The following is a 23,309-nucleotide window of genomic DNA, read 5'->3' as shown; positions in this document are numbered from 1 at the left end:
CCATGATCACGGTGGCCGTACTCATGCCCGCAGGCGCCCCATCACCCAGCTGGCCAGCACCGACGCGTCACACGACCGCATCTACAGCTGCCGTGTCAGTAGTCATCTGCCATGCCTACCAGGGGTACGTCGGACGGGCGACCCGTTTTCGAACGCATTGTCACAGGGGTCCCCCTGCACCTGGGTCGCTCGGGTGTATAGGGTCCCCGCAATGGCTCGTCGTCGCGCAGGAGCAGACTCGTACCCGGCCCGGTTGCAGAAATCGGTGCACCGGGCGCGCATCGCGCTGCGCAAATCCGGCGTCGACTACTTCCGCGGCGACGGCTCCGACTGGATCGCCCTGGCCGGCCTGCTGCTGACCATCCCGGCCATCACCTGCGGCACGCTGATGAACGCGGTGTGGTGCGCACCGGCCGCGCTCGTCCTGCCGATCGTCGCGGGCGGTCTGCTGCTGCGGCCGGCCAGCCTGCTGGGGCTGTACGCGGCCGCCGCCGCGGCCCTGATCGTGGAGGCGATCGCGCTCGGCCCTTACGGGCAGGGCCCGGCCCGGGTGACCCCGGGCACCGTCCTGGTGGTCGCGGCCTGCGGCTTCTTCGGCCTGGTCCTCGCCCAGTTCCGGGCCAGGGTCGGCGTGCCGTGGCGGCGCGGCGGCACCATGCTCTTCGACCTGCGCGAACGCATCCGGGTGCAGAGCGCCCTGCCGCGGCTGCCGCAGGGCTGGCACCGCGAGATGGCGCTGCGCCCGGCGGGCGGCCAGTCGTTCTCCGGCGACTTCGTCGTAGCGGCCCGCACCAACGGCGGCCGCACCCTGGAGGCCGTGCTCACCGATGTCTCCGGCAAGGGCATGGACGCGGGATCCCGCGCCCTGCTGCTGTCCGGCGCGTTCGGCGGCCTCCTCGGCTCGCTGCCCCCGCACGGCTTCCTGCCCGCGGCCAACGCCTATTTGCTGCGCCAGGACTGGGACGAGGGCTTCGCCACCTCCATCCATCTGGTGCTGGACCTCGAATCGGGCGACTACGAGCTCCTGTCCGCGGGCCACCCGCCGGCCCTGCAACTGCATGCGGGCAGCGGCCAGTGGGAGGAGAAGGCCGCGGAGGGCCCGCTGCTCGGGGTGTACGACGGGGCGCAGTTCGACGCCGTGAAGGGCTCACTGGCCCCCGGCGATGTGCTGATGCTCTTCACGGACGGCCTGGTGGAGGCGTCCGACCGGGACATCGCGGAGGGCATCGACCGGCTGACCGGTGAGGCCGACCGCTATGTCGTCACCGGCTTCGACGGCGCGGCCTGGCATCTGATCGAGGCATGCGCGAAGGACGTCAACGACGACCGGGCGCTGCTGCTGCTGTCCCGCCGGTCCTGAGCCGCACAGGACAGGGACCGCGCACTCGGCGCCCGGCCGGGATCGGCCCCGTCGCCATGACGGTGCCCGCCCGCGCGGTCCTGCGCCGGACGACCGCCCGTCCGTAGAGTCGTCCCATGCCCACGCCACGTACACCCCTGACGCTGACCGAAGTCGAGGCGATCGCCCGCAGCGCGCACGACGGCCAGAAGGACAAGGCGGGACGCCCGTACGCCGAACACCTCACCGCCGTCGCGGAAGGCGTACGGGTCAGGGGCGGCAGCGACGAGCAGATCGCCGCCGCCTGGCTGCACGACGCGGTCGAGGACGACGCGCTGTCCGCCGAGTGGCTGGCGGCCGCCGCGCTGCCGCAGCAGGTCAAGGACATGGTTCTCGCCGTCACCAAACGGGACGGCGAGGACCTGGCTGCGTACACCCGGCGCATCCTCGCCACCCCGGGCGCCCTGCTGATCAAGGAGTCCGACCTCGCCCACAACGCCGACCCGGCCCGCCTCGCAGTCCTGGAACCGGCGACACGTACTCGGCTGACCGCGAAATATGCGCAGGTACGCGCGCTGCTCGGACTCAGTGCCGGCGAACGGCCCATCGATCGGCTGGATCCGGCCAACACCACGGACGGCTGATCCACTCAGAGCTTGGCGGCGTCCCGCCGGAACGCCCAGTCCATGTCCGGCTCGGTCGCGAAACGCAGCATCCGTCGCACCGGCGGTGTGCACATCAGCGTCACCGCGCAAGCTGCGACCAGCGAGACGAGGACCAGTCCGCCCGGCTCGGCCAGCCACTCGTACCGGTCGAACACTCCGGCGTATCCCGCGCCCTTGACCAGGAACCCGTGCAGCAGATAGCCGCAGATGGTCCCGGCGCCCAGCACGGTGAACCACATGTGGCGACGCGGCACCCAGGCCAGGAACCCGATGGTGAGCAGCAGTGCACAGCCGAACATCAGCAGTGTCATCACCGCACCCGACCACCAGGGGGCGCCCATCTCGGGCGCGCTGTTGCTGCGGTAGAACCAGCCCAGCTGCATCCGCGGCGCCGCCCAGTACGCGAACAGGGTGGCCCCGGCGAACAGCGGCAGCGCCAGCAGCCGCACCTCACGCCGGCGCACCGACTGAAAATGCGCGGGCTTCAGTTGGAGCCCCAGCACGAAGAACGGCAGGAACTGCAGGACCCGCTGGAGATCGAGATCGTCGCCGATCGTGGGGGAGAACGAGGCGAGCACGGCAATGACGAGCGCGACCGGCAGTGGGTGGCGCAGCGCCTGCCAGACGGGCGTGGTGAGCCGCCAGATGAACAGCGCGGCCAGGAACCAGGTGAGGAACCAGGGGTCGACCAGGCTGATCGGATGGTCCGGCGAGTCGTCCGCGTACCGCTTGAAGAGCGAGTACGCCGTCTCGAACATCACGTAGGGTACGGCGACGCCGGTGACCAGGCGCTTCATCTTCTTGGCGCTCATGTCGAACGAGCGTGAGAAATAGCCGGAGATGATGATGAAGGCCGGCATGTGAAACGTGTACGCGACCATGTACAGCGCACGGGCGGTCCGGCTCCCGTCCATCACCGGTACCCATGCATGCGCCACGGCCACCAGCACGATCGCCAGATATTTGGCGTTGTCGAAGTAGGCGTCACGCCGCTTCGTCGGCACGGCCGCCGAAGGCCGGTCCACCACCGGTGCCGGGGGCGACACGGTAATGGTCGTGCCGCCCTGGTGACTGGGCTCCGACTCCCGGGTCGCCGGGGGGAGCGGGGCCCTCTGAAATGCGTTCGGAGCGTGGAACATCTAAAACACCTTAGACGCCTCGATTGTAATTCGTAAAACCGCCCGCGGATATTGCGTGTTCCCGCCCAATGGAAAGTGAAACTACCGAAAACCGCCCACTATGACCCGATTGATCCTCCTTAAATAGTGCATATCGGCAGGTGTTTGAGTGGAGTGAATTTCATCGCATCGGAGGTCGAGAAATGCGTGTGAATGATCTGTGTGGATATGGAAACGATCACAGTTCCGGGGTATTTGATCACCCTCATGGGTGACCTCCGCGTCGTCGGCTGCCTCCCTGGTGACGCCCCGGCGGGCGGGTCGGCGGGGCGTGTCCGCCCCCGCGCACGCGGGGTGTGAGGATGGCGCGATCCCGACAGGTCGATTCGTCACCTGGCAGCAACTACAGGGGAGTTGGTGGCACGATGGACGCAACGGAGGAGTGCCCGGCCGCACACTTCCGGGCCGGCAAGGCGGACCGACCAAGGGTGTGATCAGTCGTGGCCATTTCACTGTCTGTGGTGCTTCTGTTGGCGATCATCCTGGTGGTCCTGATCCGAGGCGGCTCCATCAAGGCCGGACCCGCGATCGTTGCGGTGCTCTTCGGCTTCTTCCTGGCATCGACCGGCATGGCGCCGTCGATCAACAGGTTCATGAACTCGATAGCGGAGACCATCAACCGGATCAGCTTCTGATCCGCACCGCAGAAGGCGGAAGGCGGAACGCAGAAGGCCCGGTCCGACGAGTAATTCGCCGAACCGGGCCCACGCATGGAGCGGGCGACGGGAATCGAACCCGCGTAGCTAGTTTGGAAGACTAGGGCTCTACCATTGAGCTACGCCCGCAAGCGCCGCGCACCGCAGGTCACCCGGACCGCGGCACGAGGAGCATCCTAGCGGGTCGCGGACGGTGTCCGCACACCTCGTTGCGGCACCGGGTGTCGCAATCCACGCCGTCCCTGTAAAGCGGCCTGTGCACTGTCGATCTGCATGTACCCTACGTGTCGCACCGACGGGGTGTGGCGCAGCTTGGTAGCGCGTCCGCTTTGGGAGCGGAAGGTCGTCGGTTCGAATCCGGCCACCCCGACCACCGGCAAGATCGCATTGTGGGAGTCATCCCCCTTGCCGTTACTATGCAAATTGCGTGCCCGTGTGTCTGATGTACCGGGCTCGATCCGCGGAGCCGCTGTCCGGTGGCCGAGCAGAACCCCAAGAAGTCAGCCACCAAGGAGACCGAACCGTGAAGAGCGCCGTGGAGACCCTGAACCCGACTCGGGTTCGGCTCAGCATCGAGGTGCCCTTCGAGGAGCTCAAGGACAGCCTCGACGCGGCGTACAAGAAGATCAACCAGCAGGTCACGGTGAAGGGCTTCCGTAAGGGCAAGATCCCCAACCGGGTCATCGACCAGCGGTTCGGCCGCGGTGCTGTGCTGGAGGAGGCCGTCAACGACGCCCTCCCGAAGTTCTACACCGAGGCTGTCAACGAGGGTGAGCTCAACGTTCTGGGCCAGCCCGAGGTCGACATCACCGAGCTGAAGGACGGCGAGCTGCTGGCCTTCACCGCCGAGGTCGACGTGCGCCCCGCGATCGAGATCCCGGACTACTCCGGCATCGAGGTCACCGTGGACGCCCTCGAGGTCACCGACGAGGACGTCGAGAAGGCCGTGGAGCAGCTCCGTGACCGCTTCGCCTCCACCAACCCGGTCGAGCGCGCCGCCGCCGAGGGCGACGTCGTCACGATCGACCTGCAGGCCAAGGTCGACGGCGAGGTCCTGGAGGACGGCGTGGCCGAGGGTGTCTCGTACACCATCGGTTCCGGCGAGCTCCTCGAGGGCATCGACGCGGCCGTCACCGGCCTGGAGGCGGGCGGCGAGGCCACCTTCACCTCCGAGCTGAAGGGCGGCTCGGCCGAGGGCAAGGAGGCCGAGGTCACCGTCAAGGTCACCGCCGTCGCCGCCCGTGAGCTCCCCGAGCTGGACGACGAGTTCGCCCAGATGGCGAGCGAGTTCGACACCCTCGACGAGCTGAAGGCCGACAGCCGCAAGCGCCTCGAGAACACCAAGCAGTACGACCAGGCCACCCAGGCCCAGGAGCGCGTTCTCGACGAGCTGCTGAAGCTGGCCGAGGTCCCGATCCCCGAGAAGCTGCTCGCGGACGAGGTCCAGACCCGCAAGCACAACCTTGAGCACCACCAGCTCGGCCAGATGGGTCTGACCCTCGAGAAGTACCTGGAGATCCAGGGCAAGACGCTCGAGGAGTTCGAGGCCGAGACCTCCGAGCAGGCGATCAAGGGCATCAAGACCCAGTTCATCCTGGACGAGCTCGTCAACAAGGAGAAGCTGAGCGTCAACCAGGAGGAGCTCACCGAGCACCTCATGCGGCGCGCCGCTTCCTCCGGCATGAGCCCCGACCAGTTCGCCCAGGCAGTCGTCGAGGGTGGCCAGGTGCCGATGCTCGTCGGCGAGGTCGCCCGCGGCAAGGCGCTCGCGGTGGTCGTCGAGGCCGCCAAGGTCGTCGACACCAACGGTGAGCTCGTCGAGCTCGAGGACGACGAGGAAGAGGCCATCGAGACGGTCGAGGCCGCCGAGGGCCACACCGAGGCTGCCACCGAGGAGAAGACCGAGGCCTGAGCCTCGCGCTGAACCCGTACGACGGGCTCCGGACGCTCAGCGTCCGGAGCCCGTCGTCGTATCGGTGGCCTACCCCCACAACCCGTGTGCGGACTGCTCAGCTTGCGCTCCCAGCGAACAGTTGCGGAAGCGGGATGGCGTTGTCCCACCTGCGCGTTAGGGTCCATGAATAGGAAGGGTCGGGGAGTCCCCGCCCGCCCGGTACGAAGACGCTGAGACGGCCGGAGCCGTCAGAGACGAGCAGGTGGATACGTGACGAATCTGATGCCTTACGCCGCCGGAGAGCCGTCCCTCGGTGGTGGCCTCGGCGACCAGGTCTACAGCCGACTGCTCGGCGAGCGCATCATCTTCCTCGGTCAGCAGGTCGACGATGACATCGCCAACAAGATCACGGCGCAGCTGCTTCTCCTTGCCGCGGATCCGGACAAGGACATCTACCTCTACATCAACAGCCCCGGTGGCTCGGTGACGGCCGGCATGGCGGTCTACGACACCATGCAGTACATCCCGAACGACGTGGTCACCATCGGTATGGGAATGGCGGCCTCGATGGGCCAGTTCCTGCTGACCGGTGGCACCGCGGGCAAGCGCTTCGCGCTCCCGAACACCGACATCCTCATGCACCAGGGTTCGGCCGGCATCGGTGGTACCGCGTCGGACATCAAGATCCAGGCCCAGTACCTGCTCCGCACGAAGCAGCGGATGGCGGAGATCACCGCCCGCCACTCCGGCCAGACCGTGGAGACGATCATTCGCGACGGTGACCGCGACCGCTGGTACACCGCGGAGGAGGCCAAGGAGTACGGCCTCATCGACGAGATCATCACGATCGCCTCGGGCGTTCCGGGCGGCGGCGGCACCGGGGCCTGAGCCCTGCCCGCCCAGCCCGCAGCCCCAGCCCTCAGAACGCCACCAGGATGGTGAACACCCACATGAACAACTTCCCCGGCGCCTCCGCGAGCGGTCTCTACACCGGCCCGCAGGTGGACAACCGCTATATCGTGCCGCGCTTCGTGGAGCGCACCTCGCAGGGTGTGCGTGAGTACGACCCGTACGCGAAGCTCTTCGAGGAGCGCGTGATCTTCCTCGGCGTGCAGATCGACGACGCCTCCGCCAACGACGTCATGGCGCAGCTGCTGTGCCTGGAGTCGATGGACCCGGACCGCGACATTTCCATCTACATCAACAGCCCCGGCGGCTCGTTCACCGCGCTCACCGCGATCTACGACACGATGCAGTTCGTGAAGCCGGACATCCAGACGGTCTGCATGGGCCAGGCGGCCTCCGCCGCGGCCGTGCTGCTCGCCGCCGGTACGGCCGGCAAGCGCATGGCACTGCCCAACGCCCGTGTGCTGATCCACCAGCCGTCCTCGCAGACCGGCCGTGAGCAGCTCTCCGACCTGGAGATCGCGGCCAACGAGATCCTGCGGATGCGCACCCAGCTGGAGGAGATGCTGGCCAAGCACTCCACCACGCCGCTGGAGAAGATCCGCGACGACATCGAGCGCGACAAGATCCTGACCGCCGAGGACGCCCTCGCCTACGGTCTCGTCGACCAGATCGTCTCCACCCGCAAGAGCGCGGCCGGAGCGATGGCCTGACGTCGGTCTTTACCCCTTGGCACGGTCGGTTCACACAGTCGTGGCCGTGTGAACCGTGCCAAGGGGGGCCCGAACGGGGGGCCAGGCAAGGTACCGTCGGAGAGAGGCACCAGGAGCCGCTGCACCAAGCTGCTCCCAGGCGAAGGGGAAGCACCTCGTGGCACGCATCGGTGATGGCGGCGACCTGCTCAAGTGCTCGTTCTGCGGAAAGAGCCAGAAGCAGGTGAAGAAGCTCATTGCGGGACCCGGTGTGTACATCTGCGACGAGTGCATCGATCTCTGCAACGAGATCATCGAAGAGGAGCTCGCGGAGACCTCCGAGGTGCGGTGGGAGGAACTCCCCAAGCCGCGCGAGATCTACGAGTTCCTCGAGGGGTACGTCGTCGGTCAGGAGCCCGCGAAGAAGGCCCTCTCGGTCGCTGTGTACAACCACTACAAGCGGGTCCAGGCGGGCGAGAACGGCGGCGCGCAGAACCGCGACGACGCCATCGAGCTGGCCAAGTCCAACATCCTGCTGCTGGGCCCCACAGGCTCCGGCAAGACGCTCCTCGCGCAGACGCTGGCCCGCATGCTCAACGTTCCGTTCGCCATCGCCGACGCGACGGCGCTGACGGAGGCCGGCTATGTCGGCGAGGACGTCGAAAACATTCTGCTGAAGCTGATCCAGGCCGCGGACTACGACGTCAAGAAGGCCGAGACCGGGATCATCTACATCGACGAGATCGACAAGGTCGCCCGCAAGAGCGAGAACCCGTCGATCACCCGTGATGTCTCCGGCGAGGGCGTCCAGCAGGCCCTGCTGAAGATCTTGGAGGGCACCACCGCCTCCGTACCGCCGCAGGGCGGCCGGAAGCACCCGCACCAGGAGTTCATCCAGATCGACACGACGAACGTGCTGTTCATCGTGGGCGGTGCCTTCTCCGGCCTGGAGAGGATCATCGAGTCCCGGGCGGGTGCCAAGGGCATCGGCTTCGGCGCGACGATCCGTTCCAAGCGCGAGATCGAGGCGAGCGACCAGTTCCAGGAGGTCATGCCGGAGGACCTGGTGAAGTTCGGGATGATCCCCGAGTTCATCGGCCGTCTCCCCGTGCTGACCTCGGTCCACAACCTGGACCGCGAGGCGCTGCTGCAGATCCTCGTCGAGCCGCGCAACGCACTGGTGAAGCAGTACCAGCGGCTGTTCGAACTCGACGGTGTGGAGCTGGACTTCGACCGCCCGGCGCTGGAGGCCATCGCCGACCAGGCGATCCTGCGCGGCACCGGCGCGCGTGGTCTACGGGCCATCATGGAGGAAGTCCTCCAGTCCGTGATGTACGAGGTGCCGTCCCGCAAGGACGTCGCCCGCGTCGTCATCACGGCGGACGTGGTCCGCAACAACGTCAACCCGACGCTGGTCCCGCGCGAGCCGCGCACGATCGGCAAGAACGACGACGGACGGCACGAGAAGTCCGCGTAGCGGCAGCGATACATACGTGAAGGGGCGCCCGGCCGGTCGGCGGGGCGCCCCTTCACGTGTCGCCGCGTGATCAGAGCTTGGTGCGGGACGTGTTGTAGAGCTTGGCGGTCAGGGCGGCCACGTCGTCCTGGGACATGTCCTTGCCGGCCATGGAGAGTGCCACGTCGACACCGAGGACGTTGCCGACCGTGCTGTAGTCGGCCCAGACGCAGACCGGGACCTCGAACTCCTTGGGGCCCTTGGCGGCGGTGCCGTCTCCCTCCTTGTTGATCACCTTCATGTTCTGGCACTTCATCAGTGCGCCGTCGAATCCGGCCGGAGTGACGACCTTGGGGCTGCCGATGAGCTTGACCTCCATCCCCTTGCCGCCCTTCGCGAGCTCCGACTCCGCGTTGCTGAAGGAGTTGTCGATGACCTTCGCCGGGTCGGTGACATCGCCCCAGATACCGGAAAGGGTCACGGTCTTGACCGCGAGCGGATTGTCCGTGGAACCGGCCTGATAGGAGGCACCTGCCTGTTGGGGGTTCTTGATCCCCATGGCCTCGGCCTTGGCCTTCTCGGTGCCGGTCATCGGCCCCGACGGCGCCGAATCGCCGGCGGACTTCTTGTAGCCGTCCAGCGTGGCAGCCGGGGTCAGCTTGTAGCCCTTGGTGCTGTCCGCGACGTCACTGTTGCTGGCGCCGCCCGACGTCAGGAAGTACGCCCCGCCCGCGATGACCGCCAGCGCCACCACGACGACACCGATGATCAGGCCGGTCTTCTTCTTCGGCGGGGCCGGCGGCATCGGGACTTGGCCGTAGGGGGCCTGGCCGTACGGGGCCTGGGGCTGCTGGCCGTACGGGCCCGGCTGCTGGGCCTGTGGGTAGCCGTAGCCCGGCTGGGGCTGCTGCGGAACACCCTGGGGGGCCTGCTGCGGATACCCGTAACCCGGCTGGCCGCCCTGCGGCGGCTGACCGCCGTACGGGCCCGGCTGCTGGCCGTACGGTCCGGGCTGACCCTGCGGCGGCTGGCCCCCGTACGGGCCCGGCTGGTTGTAGCTCATCTGCGCTGTCCCCTCCAGAATGCTCATGCGTTCCGAACATCCTGGCGGAAGCCCCGCTGGCATGGGGCGTCGCGAGCCACACCGTTACTGAACAAACCGGTTTCAGTGCACGACTGTGACGGCCCTAAACTGTCCCCCGTGACCGAGAACACTCAGCAGCAGCCAGCCAGCAACCCCGAACTGCCGACCCAGTACGCGCCGGCCGAAGTAGAGGGGAAGCTGTATGAGCGCTGGGTAGAACGCGGGTACTTCGAAGCGGACGAGCACAGCGACAAGCCGCCGTACAGCATCGTCATCCCGCCGCCGAACGTCACCGGATCCCTGCACCTCGGGCACGCCTTCGAGCACACGCTGATCGACGCCCTCGTCCGACGCAAGCGCATGCAGGGCTATGAGGCGCTGTACCAGCCCGGCATGGACCACGCCGGTATCGCCACCCAGAACGTCGTCGAGCGCGAGCTCGGCAAGGAGGGCAAGTCCCGTCACGACCTGGGCCGGGAGGCCTTCGTCGAGCGCGTCTGGCAGTGGAAGAACGAGTCCGGCGGGCAGATCGCCGGGCAGATGCGCCGTCTCGGCGAAGGCGTCGCCTGGTCGCGTGAGCGCTTCACCATGGACGAGGGCCTGTCCACCGCCGTCCAGACCGTCTTCAAGAAGATGTACGACGACGGGCTGATCTACCGCGCCGAGCGCATCATCAACTGGTGCCCGCGCTGTCTGACCGCGATCTCCGACATCGAGGTCGAGTACCAGGACGACGACGGCGAGCTCGTCGCCATGAAGTACGGCGACGGCGACGCGACCATCGTCGTTGCCACCACTCGCGCCGAGACGATGCTCGGAGACACGGCGGTCGCCGTCCACCCCGACGACGAGCGCTACAAGCACCTGGTCGGCACAGAGATCAGGCTGCCGCTCACCGACCGTACGATCCCCGTCGTCGCCGACCACCACGTCGACCCGGCGTTCGGCACCGGCGCCGTCAAGGTGACGCCCGCGCACGACCCGAACGACTTCGAGATCGGCAAGCGCCACGACCTGCCGTTCCTCACGGTCATGGACGAGCGCGCCGTCATCACCGTCCCCGGCCCCTTCGAGGGCCTGGACCGTCTGGAGGCCCGCTCCGCCATCGTCGGCGCACTGCGCGCCGAGGGGCGGATCGTCACCGAGAAGCGTCCGTACCTCCACTCCGTCGGCCACTGCTCGCGCTGCAAGACCACCATCGAGCCCCGGCTGTCCCTCCAGTGGTGGGTCAAGGTCGCCCCGCTCGCCAAGGCGGCCGGTGACGCCGTCCGCGACGGCAGCGTCAAGATCCACCCGCAGGAGATGGAGAAGCGGTACTTCGACTGGGTCGACAACCTCCACGACTGGACGATCTCGCGCCAGCTCTGGTGGGGCCACCGCATCCCCGTCTGGTACGGCCCGAACGGCGAGGTCGTGTGCGTCGGACCGGACGACGAGGTCCCCACGGGCGAGGGCTGGACGCAGGACAGCGATGTCCTGGACACCTGGTTCTCCTCCGGTCTGTGGCCGTTCTCCACGCTCGGCTGGCCGGAGCGGACCGACAGCCTCGCGAAGTTCTACCCGAACTCCGTCCTCGTCACCGGCTACGACATCCTCTTCTTCTGGGTCGCCCGGATGATGATGTTCGGTCTGTACGTCAACGACGGCACCCCGCCCTTCGAGACCATCGTTCTGCACGGCATGGTCCGCGACGAGTTCGGCAAGAAGATGTCGAAGTCGTTCGGCAACGTCGTCAACCCGCTGGACTGGATGGACAAGTACGGCTCCGACGCGCTGCGCTTCACCTTGGCGCGCGGTGCCAACCCGGGCACCGACGTCCCGATCGGTGAGGAGTGGGTCCAGGGCTCCGCCAAGTTCGCCAACAAGATCTGGAACGCCACCCGCTTCGCCCTGATGAACGGCGCCACGATCGAGGGCGAACTGCCGTCCGCCGACGAGATGTCGGTGACCGACCGCTGGATCCTGTCCCGGCTCAACAAGACCGTCGCCGAAGTCGACGCGTACTACGACGACTTCCAGTTCTCCAAGCTCAGCGAGGCGCTCCGGCACTTCGCCTGGGACGAGGTCTTCGACTGGTACGTCGAGCTGTCCAAGACCACGTTCTTCGCGGGCGGCAAGCCGGCCGAGGTCTCGGGCCGGGTCCTCGGTGAGGTCCTCGACGTGATGCTGCGGCTCCTGCACCCGGTCGTCCCGTTCGTCACCGAGACGCTCTGGACCGCGCTCACCGGCCGCGAGTCCGTCGTCATCGCCGACTGGCCGACCGACTCCGGCTTCCGCGACGACGCGGCCGAGCAGGAGATCGAGCTCGTCCAGCAGGTCGTCACCGAGGTCCGCCGGTTCCGCTCCGACCAGGGCCTGCAGCCCGGCCAGAAGGTCCCGGCCCAGCTCACCCTGACCGGCACGGCGCTCGCCCCGCACGAGGCGGCCATCCGCCAGCTGCTGCGTCTGCAGCCTGCCGGGGACGGCTTCCACGCCACCGCGTCGCTGCCGGTCGCGGGGGCCACCGTCGCCCTCGACCTGTCCGGCACCATCGACGTGGAGGCAGAGCGCAAGCGCCTGACGAAGGACCTGGACGCCGCCGAGAAGGAGAAGGCGCAGGCCAACGCGAAGCTCGGCAACGAGGCGTTCCTGGCCAAGGCCCCGGACAACGTGGTCGACAAGATCCGTGCCCGGCTCACCAAGGCCGACGCGGACATCGCGCGGATCATCGCTCAGCTGGCGAACCTGCCGCAGAGCTGATGACCTGAGTGCGAAGCCCCCGTGTCCCTGACCGACCAGGGGCACGGGGGCTTCGCCGTACGGGTGCCCATTCGTGCCCATTGCCCGGGCGCTGCGCCGGTTGTCCGTCCCGGTCCGTAGACTGGGCCCCGTGAGTGAGCCCCGCCCTTCCGACCGGCACGACGCGTCCGAGTCCGACGACACCTTCGCGGAGATCGTCGACGAAGCGACCCAACGCGACCCCGACCTGGCGGTGATCGAGGCCGGCAGTCGCACCCTGCGCACCGCCTCGGGACCGGTGCCGGGCGACGAGGTCCCCGCCCGCCCCGCCGACCCGGAGGTGGACAAGGCGCTGCGCGCGGTGGAGCAGGAGCTCGCCGGCCGCTGGGGCGAGACCAAACTCGAACCCTCGGTGTCGCGCATCGCCGCACTGATGGACGTGCTCGGCGAGCCGCAGCACGCGTATCCCTCGATCCACATCACCGGCACCAACGGCAAGACGAGCACGGCTCGCATGATCGAGGCCCTGCTCGGCGCATTCGACCTGCGCACCGGCCGCTACACCTCGCCGCACGTCCAGTCGATCACCGAGCGGATCAGCCTGGACGGCTCGCCGATGGACCCCGAGCGGTTCATCGAGACGTACCAGGACATCAAGCCGTACGTCGAGATGGTCGATGCCCAGCAGCCGTACCGGCTCTCCTTCTTCGAAGTGCTGACCGGCATGGCGTACGCGGCCTTCGCCGACGCACCGGTCGATGTCGCGGTCGTCGAGGTCGGCATGGGCGGCAGCTGGGACGCGACGAACGTGATCGACGGCTCGGTCGCCGTCGTCACCCCCATCTCGCTGGACCACACCGACCGGCTCGGTGACACGCCTGCCGAGATCGCCGGTGAGAAGGCCGGGATCATCAAGCAGGGTGCCACGGTCATCCTGGCGCAGCAGCCGGTCGACGCCGCCCAGGTCATGCTGAAGAAGGCCGTGGAGGTCGACGCCACGGTCGCGCGCGAGGGCATGGAGTTCGGCGTCGTCTCCCGCGAGATGGCGGTCGGCGGCCAGCTGCTGACCCTGCGCGGCCTCGGTGGCGAGTACGAGGAAATCTTCCTCCCGCTGTACGGCGCCCACCAGGCGCACAACGCGGCGGTGGCGCTCTCCGCGGTCGAGGCCTTCTTCGGCATCGGCGCCGAGCAGTCCGGCTCGCTCGACCACGACACGATCCGCCGGGCCTTCGCGTCGGTGCGCTCGCCCGGCCGCCTCGAAGTCGTACGGAGCAGCCCGACCGTCGTCCTGGACGCCGCCCACAACCCGGCAGGTGCCCGCGTCACCGCCGACGGGCTGTCCGAGGCGTTCGGCTTCTCCCGGCTGATCGGCGTGGTCGGCGCCAGCGACGACAAGGACGTCCGGGGGCTCCTCGAAGCCTTCGAGCCGATCTTCGCCGAGGTCGTCATCACGCAGAACTCCACCGGCCGCGCGATGAACGCCGACGCACTGGCCGCCGTCGCGGTCGATGTCTTCGGCGGCGACCGCGTCCAGGTCGAGCCGCGCCTCGACGACGCGCTGGAGGCGGCGATCACCCTCGCCGAGGAGGAGGACGAGTACGCGGGCGCCGGCGTCCTCGTCACCGGTTCCGTGATCACGGTCGGCGAGGCCCGGCTGCTTCTGGGAAGGCACTGACCCTGTGCGTACGCTCTGTGCATCGACGCTGATCGGTGAGTTCTTCGTGATCGGCTTCGCCGGACTGGTCGCCATGAAGTCCGACGACCTGTCGAACGCCACCGTCTGGACGGTCTGCGGCATCGGCATGCTGCTGTCCGTCCTGCTCTGCGGCGTGATCACCCGCCCCGGCGGGGTGCAGCTCGGCTGGGTGCTGCAGATCGCGCTGGTCGCCGGCGGGTTCTTCATCCCGATGATGTACATCCTCGGTCTGCTCTTCGGCGCCCTGTGGTGGGCCTCGGTGCACTACGGGCGCAAGATCGACGAGGCCAAGGCCCGCTGGGCGGCGCAGGAAACGGCCACCGAGGCCCCGGCGGCCGGCTGAAGCCGGTCACGGCGGGCAAACCCGGCCGCCGGCCCGTCCGCGTACCCCTGTAATCTCGCCTCACCGCACCCGCATGCCTTCAAGGAGCCGCACATGACTCAGCGCACCCTCGTCCTTCTCAAGCCCGACGCCGTCCGGCGTGGGCTGATCGGCGAGATCGTCGGCCGGATCGAGCGCAAGGCCGGCTGGCAGGTCACCGCGCTGGAGCTGCGCACGCTGGACCGTGCGACCCTGGAGCAGCACTACGCCGAGCACGTCGGCCGCCCGTTCTACGAGCCGCTCGTCGAGTTCATGCAGTCCGGCCCGGTCGTCGTCCTGGTGGCCGAGGGCGAGCGGGTCATCGAAGGCGTCCGCGCCCTGGCCGGCCCGACCGACCCGATCGCCGCCGCGCCCGGATCGATCCGTGGCGACTTCGGGACGATCACCCGCGAGAACCTCATCCACGCCTCGGACTCCGAGGAGTCCGCGGAGCGAGAGCTGAAGCTGTTCTTTCCGGGACTTTCCTGACTTCGGATCAGCCGATCAGCGCTCATGACCTGGGGCGACCGAAGTAATTCGGTCGCCCTCCGGCATATGGCCGCCGATCGGGGGAACGCATCCCTCCGACGTAGCGTCACCATGAGTGGAACGACCACCCGTTCCGCCCACACTGGCGAAGGCCCCTCGCGCGGTGTCCGTGCATACGGCACTACGATGGAATCTTCCACGCCCGCAGCGCTCACCTCGCCTACCAAAAACAAGCCGCCATCGCTTTCTTGGGAAGGCCCGACGCATCCTCATGGGGAACAAGGGGAACTCAATGTCGTTCATCGGCCGTGACATGGCTATCGACCTCGGGACTGCCAACACGCTGGTGTACGTCAGGGGGCGCGGCATCGTTCTGAACGAGCCGTCCGTCGTGGCCATCAACACCAACACCGGCGGCATCCTGGCGGTCGGCTCCGAGGCCAAGAAGATGATCGGGCGTACGCCGGGCAACATCGTTGCCGTGCGGCCCCTGAAGGACGGCGTGATCGCCGACTTCGAGATCACGGAGCGGATGCTCCGCTACTTCATCCTGAAGATCCACAAGCGCCGCTACCTGGCCCGGCCGCGGGTCGTCGTCTGCGTGCCCTCCGGTATCACCGGGGTCGAGCGACGCGCCGTCATCGAGGCGTCGACGCAGGCCGGCGCGCGCCAGGTGCACATCATCGAGGAGCCGATGGCCGCGGCCATCGGCTCGGGCCTGCCGGTCCACGAGGCCACCGGCAACATGGTCGTCGACATCGGCGGCGGCACCACCGAGGTCGCGGTCATCTCGCTCGGCGGAATCGTCACTGCCCAGTCGATCCGGGTCGCCGGCGACGAGCTGGACAACGCGATCATCCAGCACATCAAGAAGGAGTACTCGCTCCTCCTCGGTGAGCGGACCGCCGAACAGATCAAGATCACCATCGGCTCGGCGTACGAGATGGACAAGGAAGAGCACACCGAGATCCGCGGCCGCGACCTGGTCTCCGGACTGCCCAAGACCGTGGTCATCTCCGCCGCGGAGGTCCGCAAGGCCATCGAGGAGCCGGTCAACGCGATCGTCGACGCCGTGAAGACGACGCTCGACAAGTGCCCGCCGGAGCTGTCCGGCGACGTCATGGACCGCGGCATCGTCCTCACCGGCGGCGGCGCGCTGCTGCGCGGACTGGACGAGCGGCTGCGCCGCGAGACCGGCATGCCCATCCACATCGCCGAGGACCCGCTGGACTCGGTGGCGCTCGGATCCGGCAAGTGTGTCGAGGAGTTCGAGGCGCTCCAGCAGGTGTTGGACGCTCAGCCCCGTAGGTAATACCGGGTCGACAACACAGCGGTCCGCCGTACGGGCGCTGCCACCCCGTACGGCGGATCGTTGATATACAGACACGAACATTCCGACGAGGAAGGCACGGCCGCCGCACGTGAGGGACACACGAGAGAGCCGGCTGCTCCTGGTGCTGCTGATCGCCATCGCATTCGCACTGATTACGGTGGACATCCGCGGCGGCGAGGAGTCACCGGTCGACGGCGCCCGGCAGGCCGCCGCAACGGCCTTCGGGCCGGTCGAGAAAGGCGTCGCGGCAGCCGTCGATCCGGTGGGCAACGCCATAGGGGCGATCCGCGCCTCCGGTGCACGACACGATCGGATCGCCACCCTGGAACAGCAGAACGCCGCGCTGAAGGCGAAGCTGGGCAGCGATGACCGCAACCGCAACCGGGTCCGCGAACTCGACAAGTTGCTGAAGAAGTCGTCCGCCGGTCAATACGGCATCAAAGCTGCCGAAGTCATCGCCATAGGAGCGGCCCAGGGTTTCTCCTGGACCGTCACGATCGACGCCGGCTCCGACGACGGCCTCAAGCGCGACATGACCGTCATCAACGGCGACGGGCTCGTCGGCCGGGTCACCACAGTCGGCCCGGGCACCGCGACGGTGCTCCTCGCCAGCGACCCCGACTTCACCGTCGGCACCCGGATGGAGAAGACGGACGAGCTCGGCTTCGCCACCGGCCAGGGCGACCGCCCGCTGTCCGTGCAGTTCCTCAACGGCAAGGCCAAGGTGAAGAAGGGCGACCGGCTGGTCACCTTCGGCTCCAGCAAGGACAAGCCTTTCGTGCCGGGCGTCCCGGTCGGTGAGGTCGTCCGCGTCGACCCGTCGGGCGGTGACCTCACCCGTACCGTCTACGTCCGCCCGTATGTCGCCTTCAGCAGGCTCGACATCGTCGGCATCGTCGTCCAGGCACCGCGCGAGGACCCCCGCGACATGGTCCTGCCGAAGAAGCCCGAGAAGCCGAAGCCCACCCCGACGGTCACCGTCACGATCTCGCCCAACGGCGACATCGTCGACACCAACGGCAAGGTGGTCGGGAACGTCAACGGGACCCCCAGCGGGAGCCCGAACCCCACCGGATCCACCGGCAACGCGGTCAACGAGCAGAGGTAGAGCTGATCCCCATGCGTTTCAACCGGACTCTGCTCTCCACCGCCCTGGTCGTGATCGCCCTCGTCATCCAGGTCTCCGTACTCGCCCGCCTGCAGCTCCCCGGCGCCGTCCCCGACCTGCTGCTCCTCGTCGTCCTCGGTCTGGCCTTCGTGTACGGACATGTCGCCGGCGCGCTGATCGGTTTCGGCGCGGGACTCCTCGCCGACCTGGCACCGCCCGCCGACCACGCCGCCGGACGGTACGCCCTGGTCCTCTGTGTCATCGGTTATTTCGCCGGACTTGCCCGGCCGGACAACGGCCGGCTCAAGTCCGCGTTCGTCCCGATGGCCGCGGTCGTGGCCGCCGCGATCGGATCGACCCTGCTGTACGCGCTCGTCGGCGCCCTCGTCGGGGACACCGCCGCCCGCCATGTCGGCCTCGGCAGCCTGCTGTTCACCGCGGCCGTCTACGATCTGCTCCTCGCGCCGTTCACCGTTCCACTGATCATGGCGCTCGCCAGACGCACCGAGAACGATCCGCTCTCCGAGTCCTCCAGCGGCGGCGACATGGCCGCGGGCTGGCTGTCCTCCGGCACCGGACTCAGGATCGGCGGCCAGCGCGGCGGACTGCGTTTGAAGGTTGCCCGCAGCCGAGCGGCACGGGCCGGACGGATCAAGGGAGTCAAGCGACTGTGAGGCTGCACCTCGCCGGGGACACCCCCGGGACCTCCAGCCCGACCACTACCGGGGGCGCCCCGTGAGCAACATCCCGGAGACGGGCCGGACCCAGCGGGTTCAGATCCGGCTCGTCATCATCCAGGTCCTCGTCTTCTCCCTGCTGCTGACGCTCGGCGGCCGCCTCTGGTACCTCCAGATCCGCAACGGCCAGGAGTACACCGACGAGGCGAAGAACAACCACGTCCAGCAGGTCGTCCAGCCCGCAGTCCGCGGCTCCATCCTCGACGCGCGCGGAGTGCCCCTCGCCGACAACGAGACCCGCCTCGTCGTCTCCGCCAACCGCACCGATCTGATGAAGATGGACGACGACGGCAAGGGCGTCCTGACCCGGCTCGCCGATGTGCTCGGCATGAAGCCGAAGGACGTCTTCGACAAGATCCGGCTCTGCGACGCGAAGACGCCGCAGCCCTGCTGGAACGGTTCGCCGTACCAGCCGATCCCGGTCACCGACGAGGCCACCACCCAGCAGGCCCTCCAGATCCGCGAACGTGCCGAGGACTTCCCCGGCATCACCGCCGAACCCACCGCCGTACGCCGCTACCCCGCACCCGGCAAGGCCAACACCGCCCAGGTCCTCGGCTACCTCTCGCCCGTCACCGACGAAGAGATCACCAAGGCCCAGGACACCGACTCGCCGTACCTCCGCTCCGACCAGGTCGGCCGCTCCGGCCTGGAGCGCACGTACGACAAGGAACTGCGCGGCAAGGCGGGCGTCACCCGCTACGAGGTCGACAACCTCGGCCGGGTCATCGGCCAGGCGAAGGACGACGAGGCCGAGCCCGGATCGAGCGTCGTCACCTCCATCGACGCCCGGGTCCAGGCCGTCGCCGAGTACGAGCTGAACGACGCGATGAAGGTCGCCCGCACCCAGTTCGACAAGAACACCAACGAGAACTACAAGGCCGACTCCGGCGCCGTCGTCGTCATGGAAGCCAAGACCGGCCGCGTCGTCGCGATGGCCTCCCTGCCCAATTACGACCCCAACGCCTGGGTCGGTGGCATCTCGGGCAAGGACTACGCCCGGATGACCAGCAAGAAGTCCAACTATCCGCTGCTCAACCGGGGCATCCAGGGCCAGGCCGCACCGGGCTCGATCTTCAAGGTCGTCTCGACCGCGGCCTCCATCCAGGCGGGCTACCCGTTCGACGGCCACTACACCTGCGGCAGCTCGTACACCGCCGAAGGCCACACCTACAAGAACTTCGAATCGCAGAGCCACGGCCCGATCACCCTGGGCCAGGCACTCGAGGTCTCCTGCGACACCGTCTTCTACGCCCTCGGCTACCAGCAGTGGCAGAAGGACGGCGGGATGAAGCCCAAGAAGAACGCCAAGGACTGGTTCTTCAAGACCGCCCACCAGTTCGGCCTCGGCAAGGAGACCGGCATCGACCTCCCCAACGAGGTCACCGGCCGTGTCCCCGACCGCCAGTGGAAGAAGGACTTCTGGAAGGCCAACAAGGACACCTGGTGCGAGCAGGGCAAGAAGTGGCCCAAGAAGAAGGACTTCAACACCGTGCTCGCCCACGAGAACTGCCTCGAAGGCATGAAGCTGCACGCCTATGACTCGATCAACTACTCCATCGGCCAGGGCGACACCCTCGTCACCCCGATCCAGATGGCGACCATCTACGCCGCCATCAGCAACGGCGGCACGCTCTACGACCCGACCGTCGGCAAGGCGATCGTCAGCCCCGACGGCAAGCACGTCAGCATGATCGGACCCAAATCGCACGGCAAGCTGCCGGTCAGCGCCAAGTCCCTGAAGGAGATGGAGGGGGCGCTGGCGGGCGTCGCGACCCGCGGTACCGCCGCCTGGAGGTTCGGCGGCTGGCCGCAGGACAAGATCCCGATGCACGCCAAGACGGGCACGGCCGAGGTCTACGGCAAGCAGACGACCTCGTGGTTCGCCACGTACACCAAGGACTACTCGATCGTCATGACGATCTCCCAGGGTGGTACGGGCTCCGGCGCCTCCGGGCCTGCCGTCCGCAACATCTACGACGCGCTCTACGGACTCGACGACTCCGGCAAACAGGACCTCAAGAAGGCGCTGCTGCCCACCCCGCAGAAGTCCCTGCCCAAGATCCAGCACGACGGCTCGATCGACACCCCGACGATCAAGCCCTACGACCCGGACTCGCAGAAGGTCCCGGAGGAGCAGACACTCGCCGCGGTGCTCGGGAGGCGCGACTGATGTCCGGCTTCTCCGTCTCCCGGTACGCCCCCAAGCGCTCCGCCTGGGGCCGGCTCACCGCCCGCGACTCCGTCGTACGGCGGCTCGACTGGCCGCTCCTCGGCTCCGCCATCGCGCTCTCCCTCATCGGCACCGCCCTGGTCTACTCCGCGACCCGCGGCCGCGACGCCCTCACCCACGGGGACCCGTACTACTTCCTGCTCCGGCACGCCCTCAACACCGGTATCGGCTTCGCCCTGATGGTCGGCACGATCTGGCTCGGCCACCGCACCCTGCGCGGCGCCGTCCCGATCCTCTACGGCCTCTCGGTGCTCCTGGTTCTCGCCGTACTCACCCCGCTCGGCGCCACCGTCAACGGCGCCCACGCCTGGATCATCATCGGCGGCGGCTTCTCCCTGCAGCCGTCCGAGTTCACCAAGATCACCATCATCCTCGGCATGGCGATGATCCTCGCCGCCCGCGTCGACGCGGGCGACCAGGTGCACCCCGACCACCGGACCGTCGCCAAGGCACTGGGCCTCGCGCTCCTGCCGATGGTGATCGTCATGGGAATGCCGGACCTCGGCTCCGTCATGGTCATGGCCGTCATCGTGCTCGGCGTGCTCCTCGCCTCCGGGGCGTCGAACCGCTGGATCTTCGGCCTTCTCGGCGCGGGCATCGCCGGAGCCGTCGCCGTCTGGCAGCTCGGCCTGCTCGACGACTACCAGATCGCCCGCTTCGCCGCCTTCGCCAACCCGGCGCTCGACCCGGCGGGCGTCGGCTACAACACCAACCAGGCCCGCATCGCGATCGGCTCCGGCGGACTCGCCGGCACCGGCCTCTTCCAGGGCACCCAGACCACCGGCCAGTTCGTCCCCGAGCAGCAGACCGACTTCGTCTTCACCGTCGCAGGCGAAGAGCTCGGCTTCCTCGGCGCCGGACTGATCCTCGTCCTGCTCGGGATCGTCCTGTGGCGCGCCTGCCGGATCGCCCGCGAGACCACCGAGCTGTACGGCACGATCGTCGCCGCCGGAATCATCGCCTGGTTCGCCTTCCAGGCCTTCGAGAACATCGGCATGACGCTCGGCATCATGCCCGTCGCCGGACTCCCTCTGCCCTTCGTGTCGTACGGAGGGTCGTCCATGTTCGCCGTCTGGGTGGCCATCGGACTGCTCCAATCGATCAGGATGCAGCGGCCGATAACGGCCTGAGCAGGTGACCCATCCGCCGGGCCCCCTGCCCGACGGCGGCAAACGCGTCTAGATTCAATGCATGGCGGACTCGAAGCGCGAGATCGAGCGGAAGTACGAAGCCACCGTCGACACCCGGCTCCCCGACCTCACCCGGGTGGCCGGGGTCACGGCCGTGGACCACCGCGGCGTCATGGAACTCGACGCCGTCTACTACGACACCGAGGACCAGCGGCTCGCCGCCGACTCACTCACTCTGCGCCGCCGCACCGGCGGCGACGACGCGGGCTGGCACCTCAAATTCCCCGTCGCGTCCGGCATCCGCGACGAGATCCGGGCCCCGCTCTCCGACACCATCCCGCGCAGCCTCGGCGCACTGCTGCGCTCCCGGGTGAGGGAGGCAGAACTTCTCCCCGTGGTCCGGCTGCTCTCCGCCCGCGACGTCCACCATCTGCTCGGCCCCGACGGGTCGCTCCTCGCCGAACTCAGCGTCGACGAGGTCCGGGCCGTCCGGCTCGCGGGCGGCAGCGGCACAGCGGCCTGGACGGAGATCGAGGTCGAACTCGCCGACGAGGGCGACCCCGCCTTCCTCGACGCCGTCGAGCACCGGCTCCGCAAGGCCGGCGTACGACCGTCCGCATCGGCTTCCAAACTGGCCCGGGCCCTCGCCGAGACAGCCCCGAAGAAGCAGCGCACCGCGAAGAAGACCGCACCACGGCCCCGGACGGCGGGCGACCACGTCATGGCCTACGTGCGCGACCAGATCACCGCCGTGGTCGCCCTCGACCCCGCCGTACGCCGCGATCTCCCCGACTCCGTGCACCAGATGCGGGTCGCCACCCGCAGACTGCGCAGCGCCTTCAGGACGTACCGGAAGATCCTCGACCGCACCGTCACCGATCCCGTCGGCGACGAGCTGAAATGGCTGGCGGCCGAGCTCGGCATCGACCGCGACCAGGAAGTCCTCGACGAACGCCTGCGCGCCCGGATCGCCGATCTGCCCCGCACCCTGCTCCTCGGCCCCGTCCGCAGCCGGCTGCGGATCTGGTCCGTGGCCCACCGGAGCGGCTCCCGGCGCCGGACCGTCGGCGTACTCGACGGCAAGCGCTACCTGGCCCTGCTGGAATGCCTCGACGCGCTCCAGGCCGCCCCGCCGCTGCTGCCCGCCGCGGCCCAGGCCCCCGAGGACGCACTGCCCCGCGCCGTGCTGCGGGACTACGAACGCCTCGCCACCCGCATCGGCCACGCCCTGGAACTCCGGCCCGGCCCCGACCGCGACCTCGCCATGCACGACGCCCGCAAGGCGGCGAAACGCGCCCGGTACGCGGGGGAGGCGGCGACCGCCGCGCTGGGCCGCCCCGCCAAGAAGTTCGCCCGGCGGATGAAGGCCGTACAGACCGTGCTCGGCGACCACCAGGACAGCGTCGTCGCCCGCGACGCCCTGCGCACACTGGCCGCCCAGGCGCACGCCGCGGGGGAGTCCGCATTCACCTGGGGACTCTTGTACGGGCACGAGGAGGCGACCGCCGCCGCCCGCGAACAGGAGCTTCCCGAGGTGTGGGAAAGTGCGTCCCGGCCGAAATTGCGGGCGGCGCTGGAAAGCTGAGCGCCGGGGTACGCTGGATGGTCACTCCTGCCGGCTCTCGAAAGTTCGC

Annotated in this window: 19 protein-coding genes and 2 tRNA genes; 18 read left to right on the top strand and 3 right to left on the bottom strand. The window is 68.4% G+C overall.

Going from position 1 to position 23,309, the window contains the following annotated elements:
• Positions 1-211: 211 nt before the first annotated feature.
• Positions 212-1,360 (top strand): PP2C family protein-serine/threonine phosphatase, encoded by a 1,149-nt coding sequence (locus tag ABZV38_RS10990; protein ID WP_356326467.1) that lies wholly within the window; start codon positions 212-214, stop codon positions 1,358-1,360.
• Positions 1,361-1,476: 116 nt separating this feature from the next.
• A complete protein-coding gene (locus ABZV38_RS10985) occupies positions 1,477-1,983 on the top strand; it encodes an HD domain-containing protein (protein ID WP_356326466.1) in 507 nt (168 codons plus the stop codon).
• 5 nt (positions 1,984-1,988) lie between these two features.
• Here ABZV38_RS10985 and ABZV38_RS10980 read toward each other — a convergent pair whose 3' ends face one another.
• Positions 1,989-3,143, bottom strand: a complete 1,155-nt coding sequence (locus tag ABZV38_RS10980) for an acyltransferase family protein (protein WP_356326465.1) — start codon at positions 3,141-3,143, stop codon at positions 1,989-1,991.
• Positions 3,144-3,622: 479 nt separating this feature from the next.
• Between ABZV38_RS10980 and ABZV38_RS10975 the strand changes: the two genes are divergently transcribed.
• Complete coding sequence (locus tag ABZV38_RS10975) at positions 3,623-3,817, top strand: hypothetical protein (protein WP_356326464.1); 195 nt, start codon at positions 3,623-3,625, stop codon at positions 3,815-3,817.
• Between the two features lie 76 nt (positions 3,818-3,893).
• Here ABZV38_RS10975 and ABZV38_RS10970 read toward each other — a convergent pair.
• A tRNA-Gly gene (locus ABZV38_RS10970) sits at positions 3,894-3,967 on the bottom strand.
• A 167-nt stretch (positions 3,968-4,134) separates the two neighbouring features.
• Between ABZV38_RS10970 and ABZV38_RS10965 the strand changes: the two genes are divergently transcribed.
• The 5 genes from ABZV38_RS10965 to clpX all read left to right on the top strand — a co-directional run bounded on the left by ABZV38_RS10965 (position 4,135) and on the right by clpX (position 8,807).
• Positions 4,135-4,211, top strand: a tRNA-Pro gene (locus tag ABZV38_RS10965).
• 150 nt (positions 4,212-4,361) lie between these two features.
• Positions 4,362-5,750, top strand: coding sequence for a trigger factor (gene tig, locus ABZV38_RS10960; RefSeq protein ID WP_356326463.1), 1,389 nt, complete (start codon positions 4,362-4,364; stop codon positions 5,748-5,750).
• A 264-nt stretch (positions 5,751-6,014) separates the two neighbouring features.
• Positions 6,015-6,620, top strand: a complete 606-nt coding sequence (locus ABZV38_RS10955; RefSeq protein WP_355770010.1) for an ATP-dependent Clp protease proteolytic subunit — start codon at positions 6,015-6,017, stop codon at positions 6,618-6,620.
• 47 nt (positions 6,621-6,667) lie between these two features.
• Positions 6,668-7,351 (top strand): ATP-dependent Clp protease proteolytic subunit, encoded by a 684-nt coding sequence (locus ABZV38_RS10950; RefSeq protein ID WP_356326462.1) that lies wholly within the window; start codon positions 6,668-6,670, stop codon positions 7,349-7,351.
• Positions 7,352-7,508: 157 nt separating this feature from the next.
• Positions 7,509-8,807 carry an ATP-dependent Clp protease ATP-binding subunit ClpX gene (clpX, locus tag ABZV38_RS10945; RefSeq protein WP_356326461.1) on the top strand — a complete coding sequence of 433 codons (1,299 nt, stop codon included), beginning with the start codon at positions 7,509-7,511 and terminating at the stop codon, positions 8,805-8,807.
• A gap of 70 nt (positions 8,808-8,877) precedes the next feature.
• Here the strand turns inward: clpX and ABZV38_RS10940 are convergent, their stop codons facing one another.
• Entirely contained in the window at positions 8,878-9,849 is a 972-nt protein-coding gene (locus ABZV38_RS10940; RefSeq protein ID WP_356326473.1) for a hypothetical protein, read from the bottom strand.
• A gap of 138 nt (positions 9,850-9,987) precedes the next feature.
• Between ABZV38_RS10940 and ABZV38_RS10935 the strand changes: the two genes are divergently transcribed.
• From ABZV38_RS10935 to ABZV38_RS10890, 10 genes are all read left to right on the top strand, one after another.
• On the top strand, positions 9,988-12,609 hold the full coding sequence (locus tag ABZV38_RS10935) for a valine--tRNA ligase (RefSeq protein ID WP_356326460.1): 2,622 nt from the start codon (positions 9,988-9,990) through the stop codon (positions 12,607-12,609).
• A 130-nt stretch (positions 12,610-12,739) separates the two neighbouring features.
• Complete coding sequence (locus ABZV38_RS10930; RefSeq protein ID WP_356326459.1) at positions 12,740-14,263, top strand: folylpolyglutamate synthase/dihydrofolate synthase family protein; 1,524 nt, start codon at positions 12,740-12,742, stop codon at positions 14,261-14,263.
• Positions 14,264-14,267: 4 nt separating this feature from the next.
• A complete protein-coding gene (locus ABZV38_RS10925; protein ID WP_356326458.1) occupies positions 14,268-14,627 on the top strand; it encodes a DUF4233 domain-containing protein in 360 nt (119 codons plus the stop codon).
• 93 nt (positions 14,628-14,720) lie between these two features.
• Entirely contained in the window at positions 14,721-15,134 is a 414-nt protein-coding gene (gene ndk, locus ABZV38_RS10920) for a nucleoside-diphosphate kinase (protein ID WP_037698740.1), read from the top strand.
• Between the two features lie 292 nt (positions 15,135-15,426).
• Positions 15,427-16,446 carry a rod shape-determining protein gene (locus ABZV38_RS10915; RefSeq protein WP_356326457.1) on the top strand — a complete coding sequence of 340 codons (1,020 nt, stop codon included), beginning with the start codon at positions 15,427-15,429 and terminating at the stop codon, positions 16,444-16,446.
• A gap of 109 nt (positions 16,447-16,555) precedes the next feature.
• Positions 16,556-17,575 (top strand): rod shape-determining protein MreC, encoded by a 1,020-nt coding sequence (mreC, locus tag ABZV38_RS10910; protein ID WP_356326456.1) that lies wholly within the window; start codon positions 16,556-16,558, stop codon positions 17,573-17,575.
• An 11-nt stretch (positions 17,576-17,586) separates the two neighbouring features.
• On the top strand, positions 17,587-18,249 hold the full coding sequence (mreD, locus tag ABZV38_RS10905) for a rod shape-determining protein MreD (RefSeq protein ID WP_356326455.1): 663 nt from the start codon (positions 17,587-17,589) through the stop codon (positions 18,247-18,249).
• A 61-nt stretch (positions 18,250-18,310) separates the two neighbouring features.
• Positions 18,311-20,485: a penicillin-binding protein 2 gene (mrdA, locus tag ABZV38_RS10900; RefSeq protein ID WP_356326454.1), complete on the top strand. Its 2,175-nt coding sequence runs from the start codon at positions 18,311-18,313 to the stop codon at positions 20,483-20,485.
• The gene (rodA, locus tag ABZV38_RS10895) at positions 20,485-21,675 is read left to right on the top strand and encodes a rod shape-determining protein RodA (protein ID WP_356326453.1); all 1,191 of its coding nucleotides are present in this window, start codon (positions 20,485-20,487) and stop codon (positions 21,673-21,675) included. The genes mrdA and rodA overlap by 1 nt, the downstream gene beginning before the upstream one ends.
• Before the next feature lie 61 nt (positions 21,676-21,736).
• A complete protein-coding gene (locus ABZV38_RS10890; protein WP_356326452.1) occupies positions 21,737-23,260 on the top strand; it encodes a CYTH and CHAD domain-containing protein in 1,524 nt (507 codons plus the stop codon).
• Positions 23,261-23,309 lie beyond the last annotated feature (49 nt).

The organism is Streptomyces sp. NPDC005181, from assembly GCF_040608395.1.
In the GTDB taxonomy this organism is placed as follows: domain Bacteria; phylum Actinomycetota; class Actinomycetes; order Streptomycetales; family Streptomycetaceae; genus Streptomyces.
Note: the sequence above shows the minus strand (reverse complement) of the source record. Positions and strands in the feature narration are given on the sequence as shown.

What these genes read in the sequence shown, in the direction of transcription:
- ABZV38_RS10990 (WP_356326467.1), top strand. Translation starts at nt 212, where the DNA reads ATGGCTCGTCGTCGCGCAGGAGCAGACTCGTACCCGGCCCGGTTGCAG.
- ABZV38_RS10985 (WP_356326466.1), top strand. Translation starts at nt 1,477, where the DNA reads ATGCCCACGCCACGTACACCCCTGACGCTGACCGAAGTCGAGGCGATC.
- ABZV38_RS10980 (WP_356326465.1), bottom strand. Translation starts at nt 3,143, where the DNA reads ATGTTCCACGCTCCGAACGCATTTCAGAGGGCCCCGCTCCCCCCGGCG.
- ABZV38_RS10955 (WP_355770010.1), top strand. Translation starts at nt 6,015, where the DNA reads ATGCCTTACGCCGCCGGAGAGCCGTCCCTCGGTGGTGGCCTCGGCGAC.
- ABZV38_RS10950 (WP_356326462.1), top strand. Translation starts at nt 6,668, where the DNA reads ATGGTGAACACCCACATGAACAACTTCCCCGGCGCCTCCGCGAGCGGT.
- ABZV38_RS10940 (WP_356326473.1), bottom strand. Translation starts at nt 9,849, where the DNA reads ATGAGCTACAACCAGCCGGGCCCGTACGGGGGCCAGCCGCCGCAGGGT.
- ndk (WP_037698740.1), top strand. Translation starts at nt 14,721, where the DNA reads ATGACTCAGCGCACCCTCGTCCTTCTCAAGCCCGACGCCGTCCGGCGT.
- ABZV38_RS10915 (WP_356326457.1), top strand. Translation starts at nt 15,427, where the DNA reads ATGTCGTTCATCGGCCGTGACATGGCTATCGACCTCGGGACTGCCAAC.
- mreD (WP_356326455.1), top strand. Translation starts at nt 17,587, where the DNA reads ATGCGTTTCAACCGGACTCTGCTCTCCACCGCCCTGGTCGTGATCGCC.
- rodA (WP_356326453.1), top strand. Translation starts at nt 20,485, where the DNA reads ATGTCCGGCTTCTCCGTCTCCCGGTACGCCCCCAAGCGCTCCGCCTGG.
- ABZV38_RS10890 (WP_356326452.1), top strand. Translation starts at nt 21,737, where the DNA reads ATGGCGGACTCGAAGCGCGAGATCGAGCGGAAGTACGAAGCCACCGTC.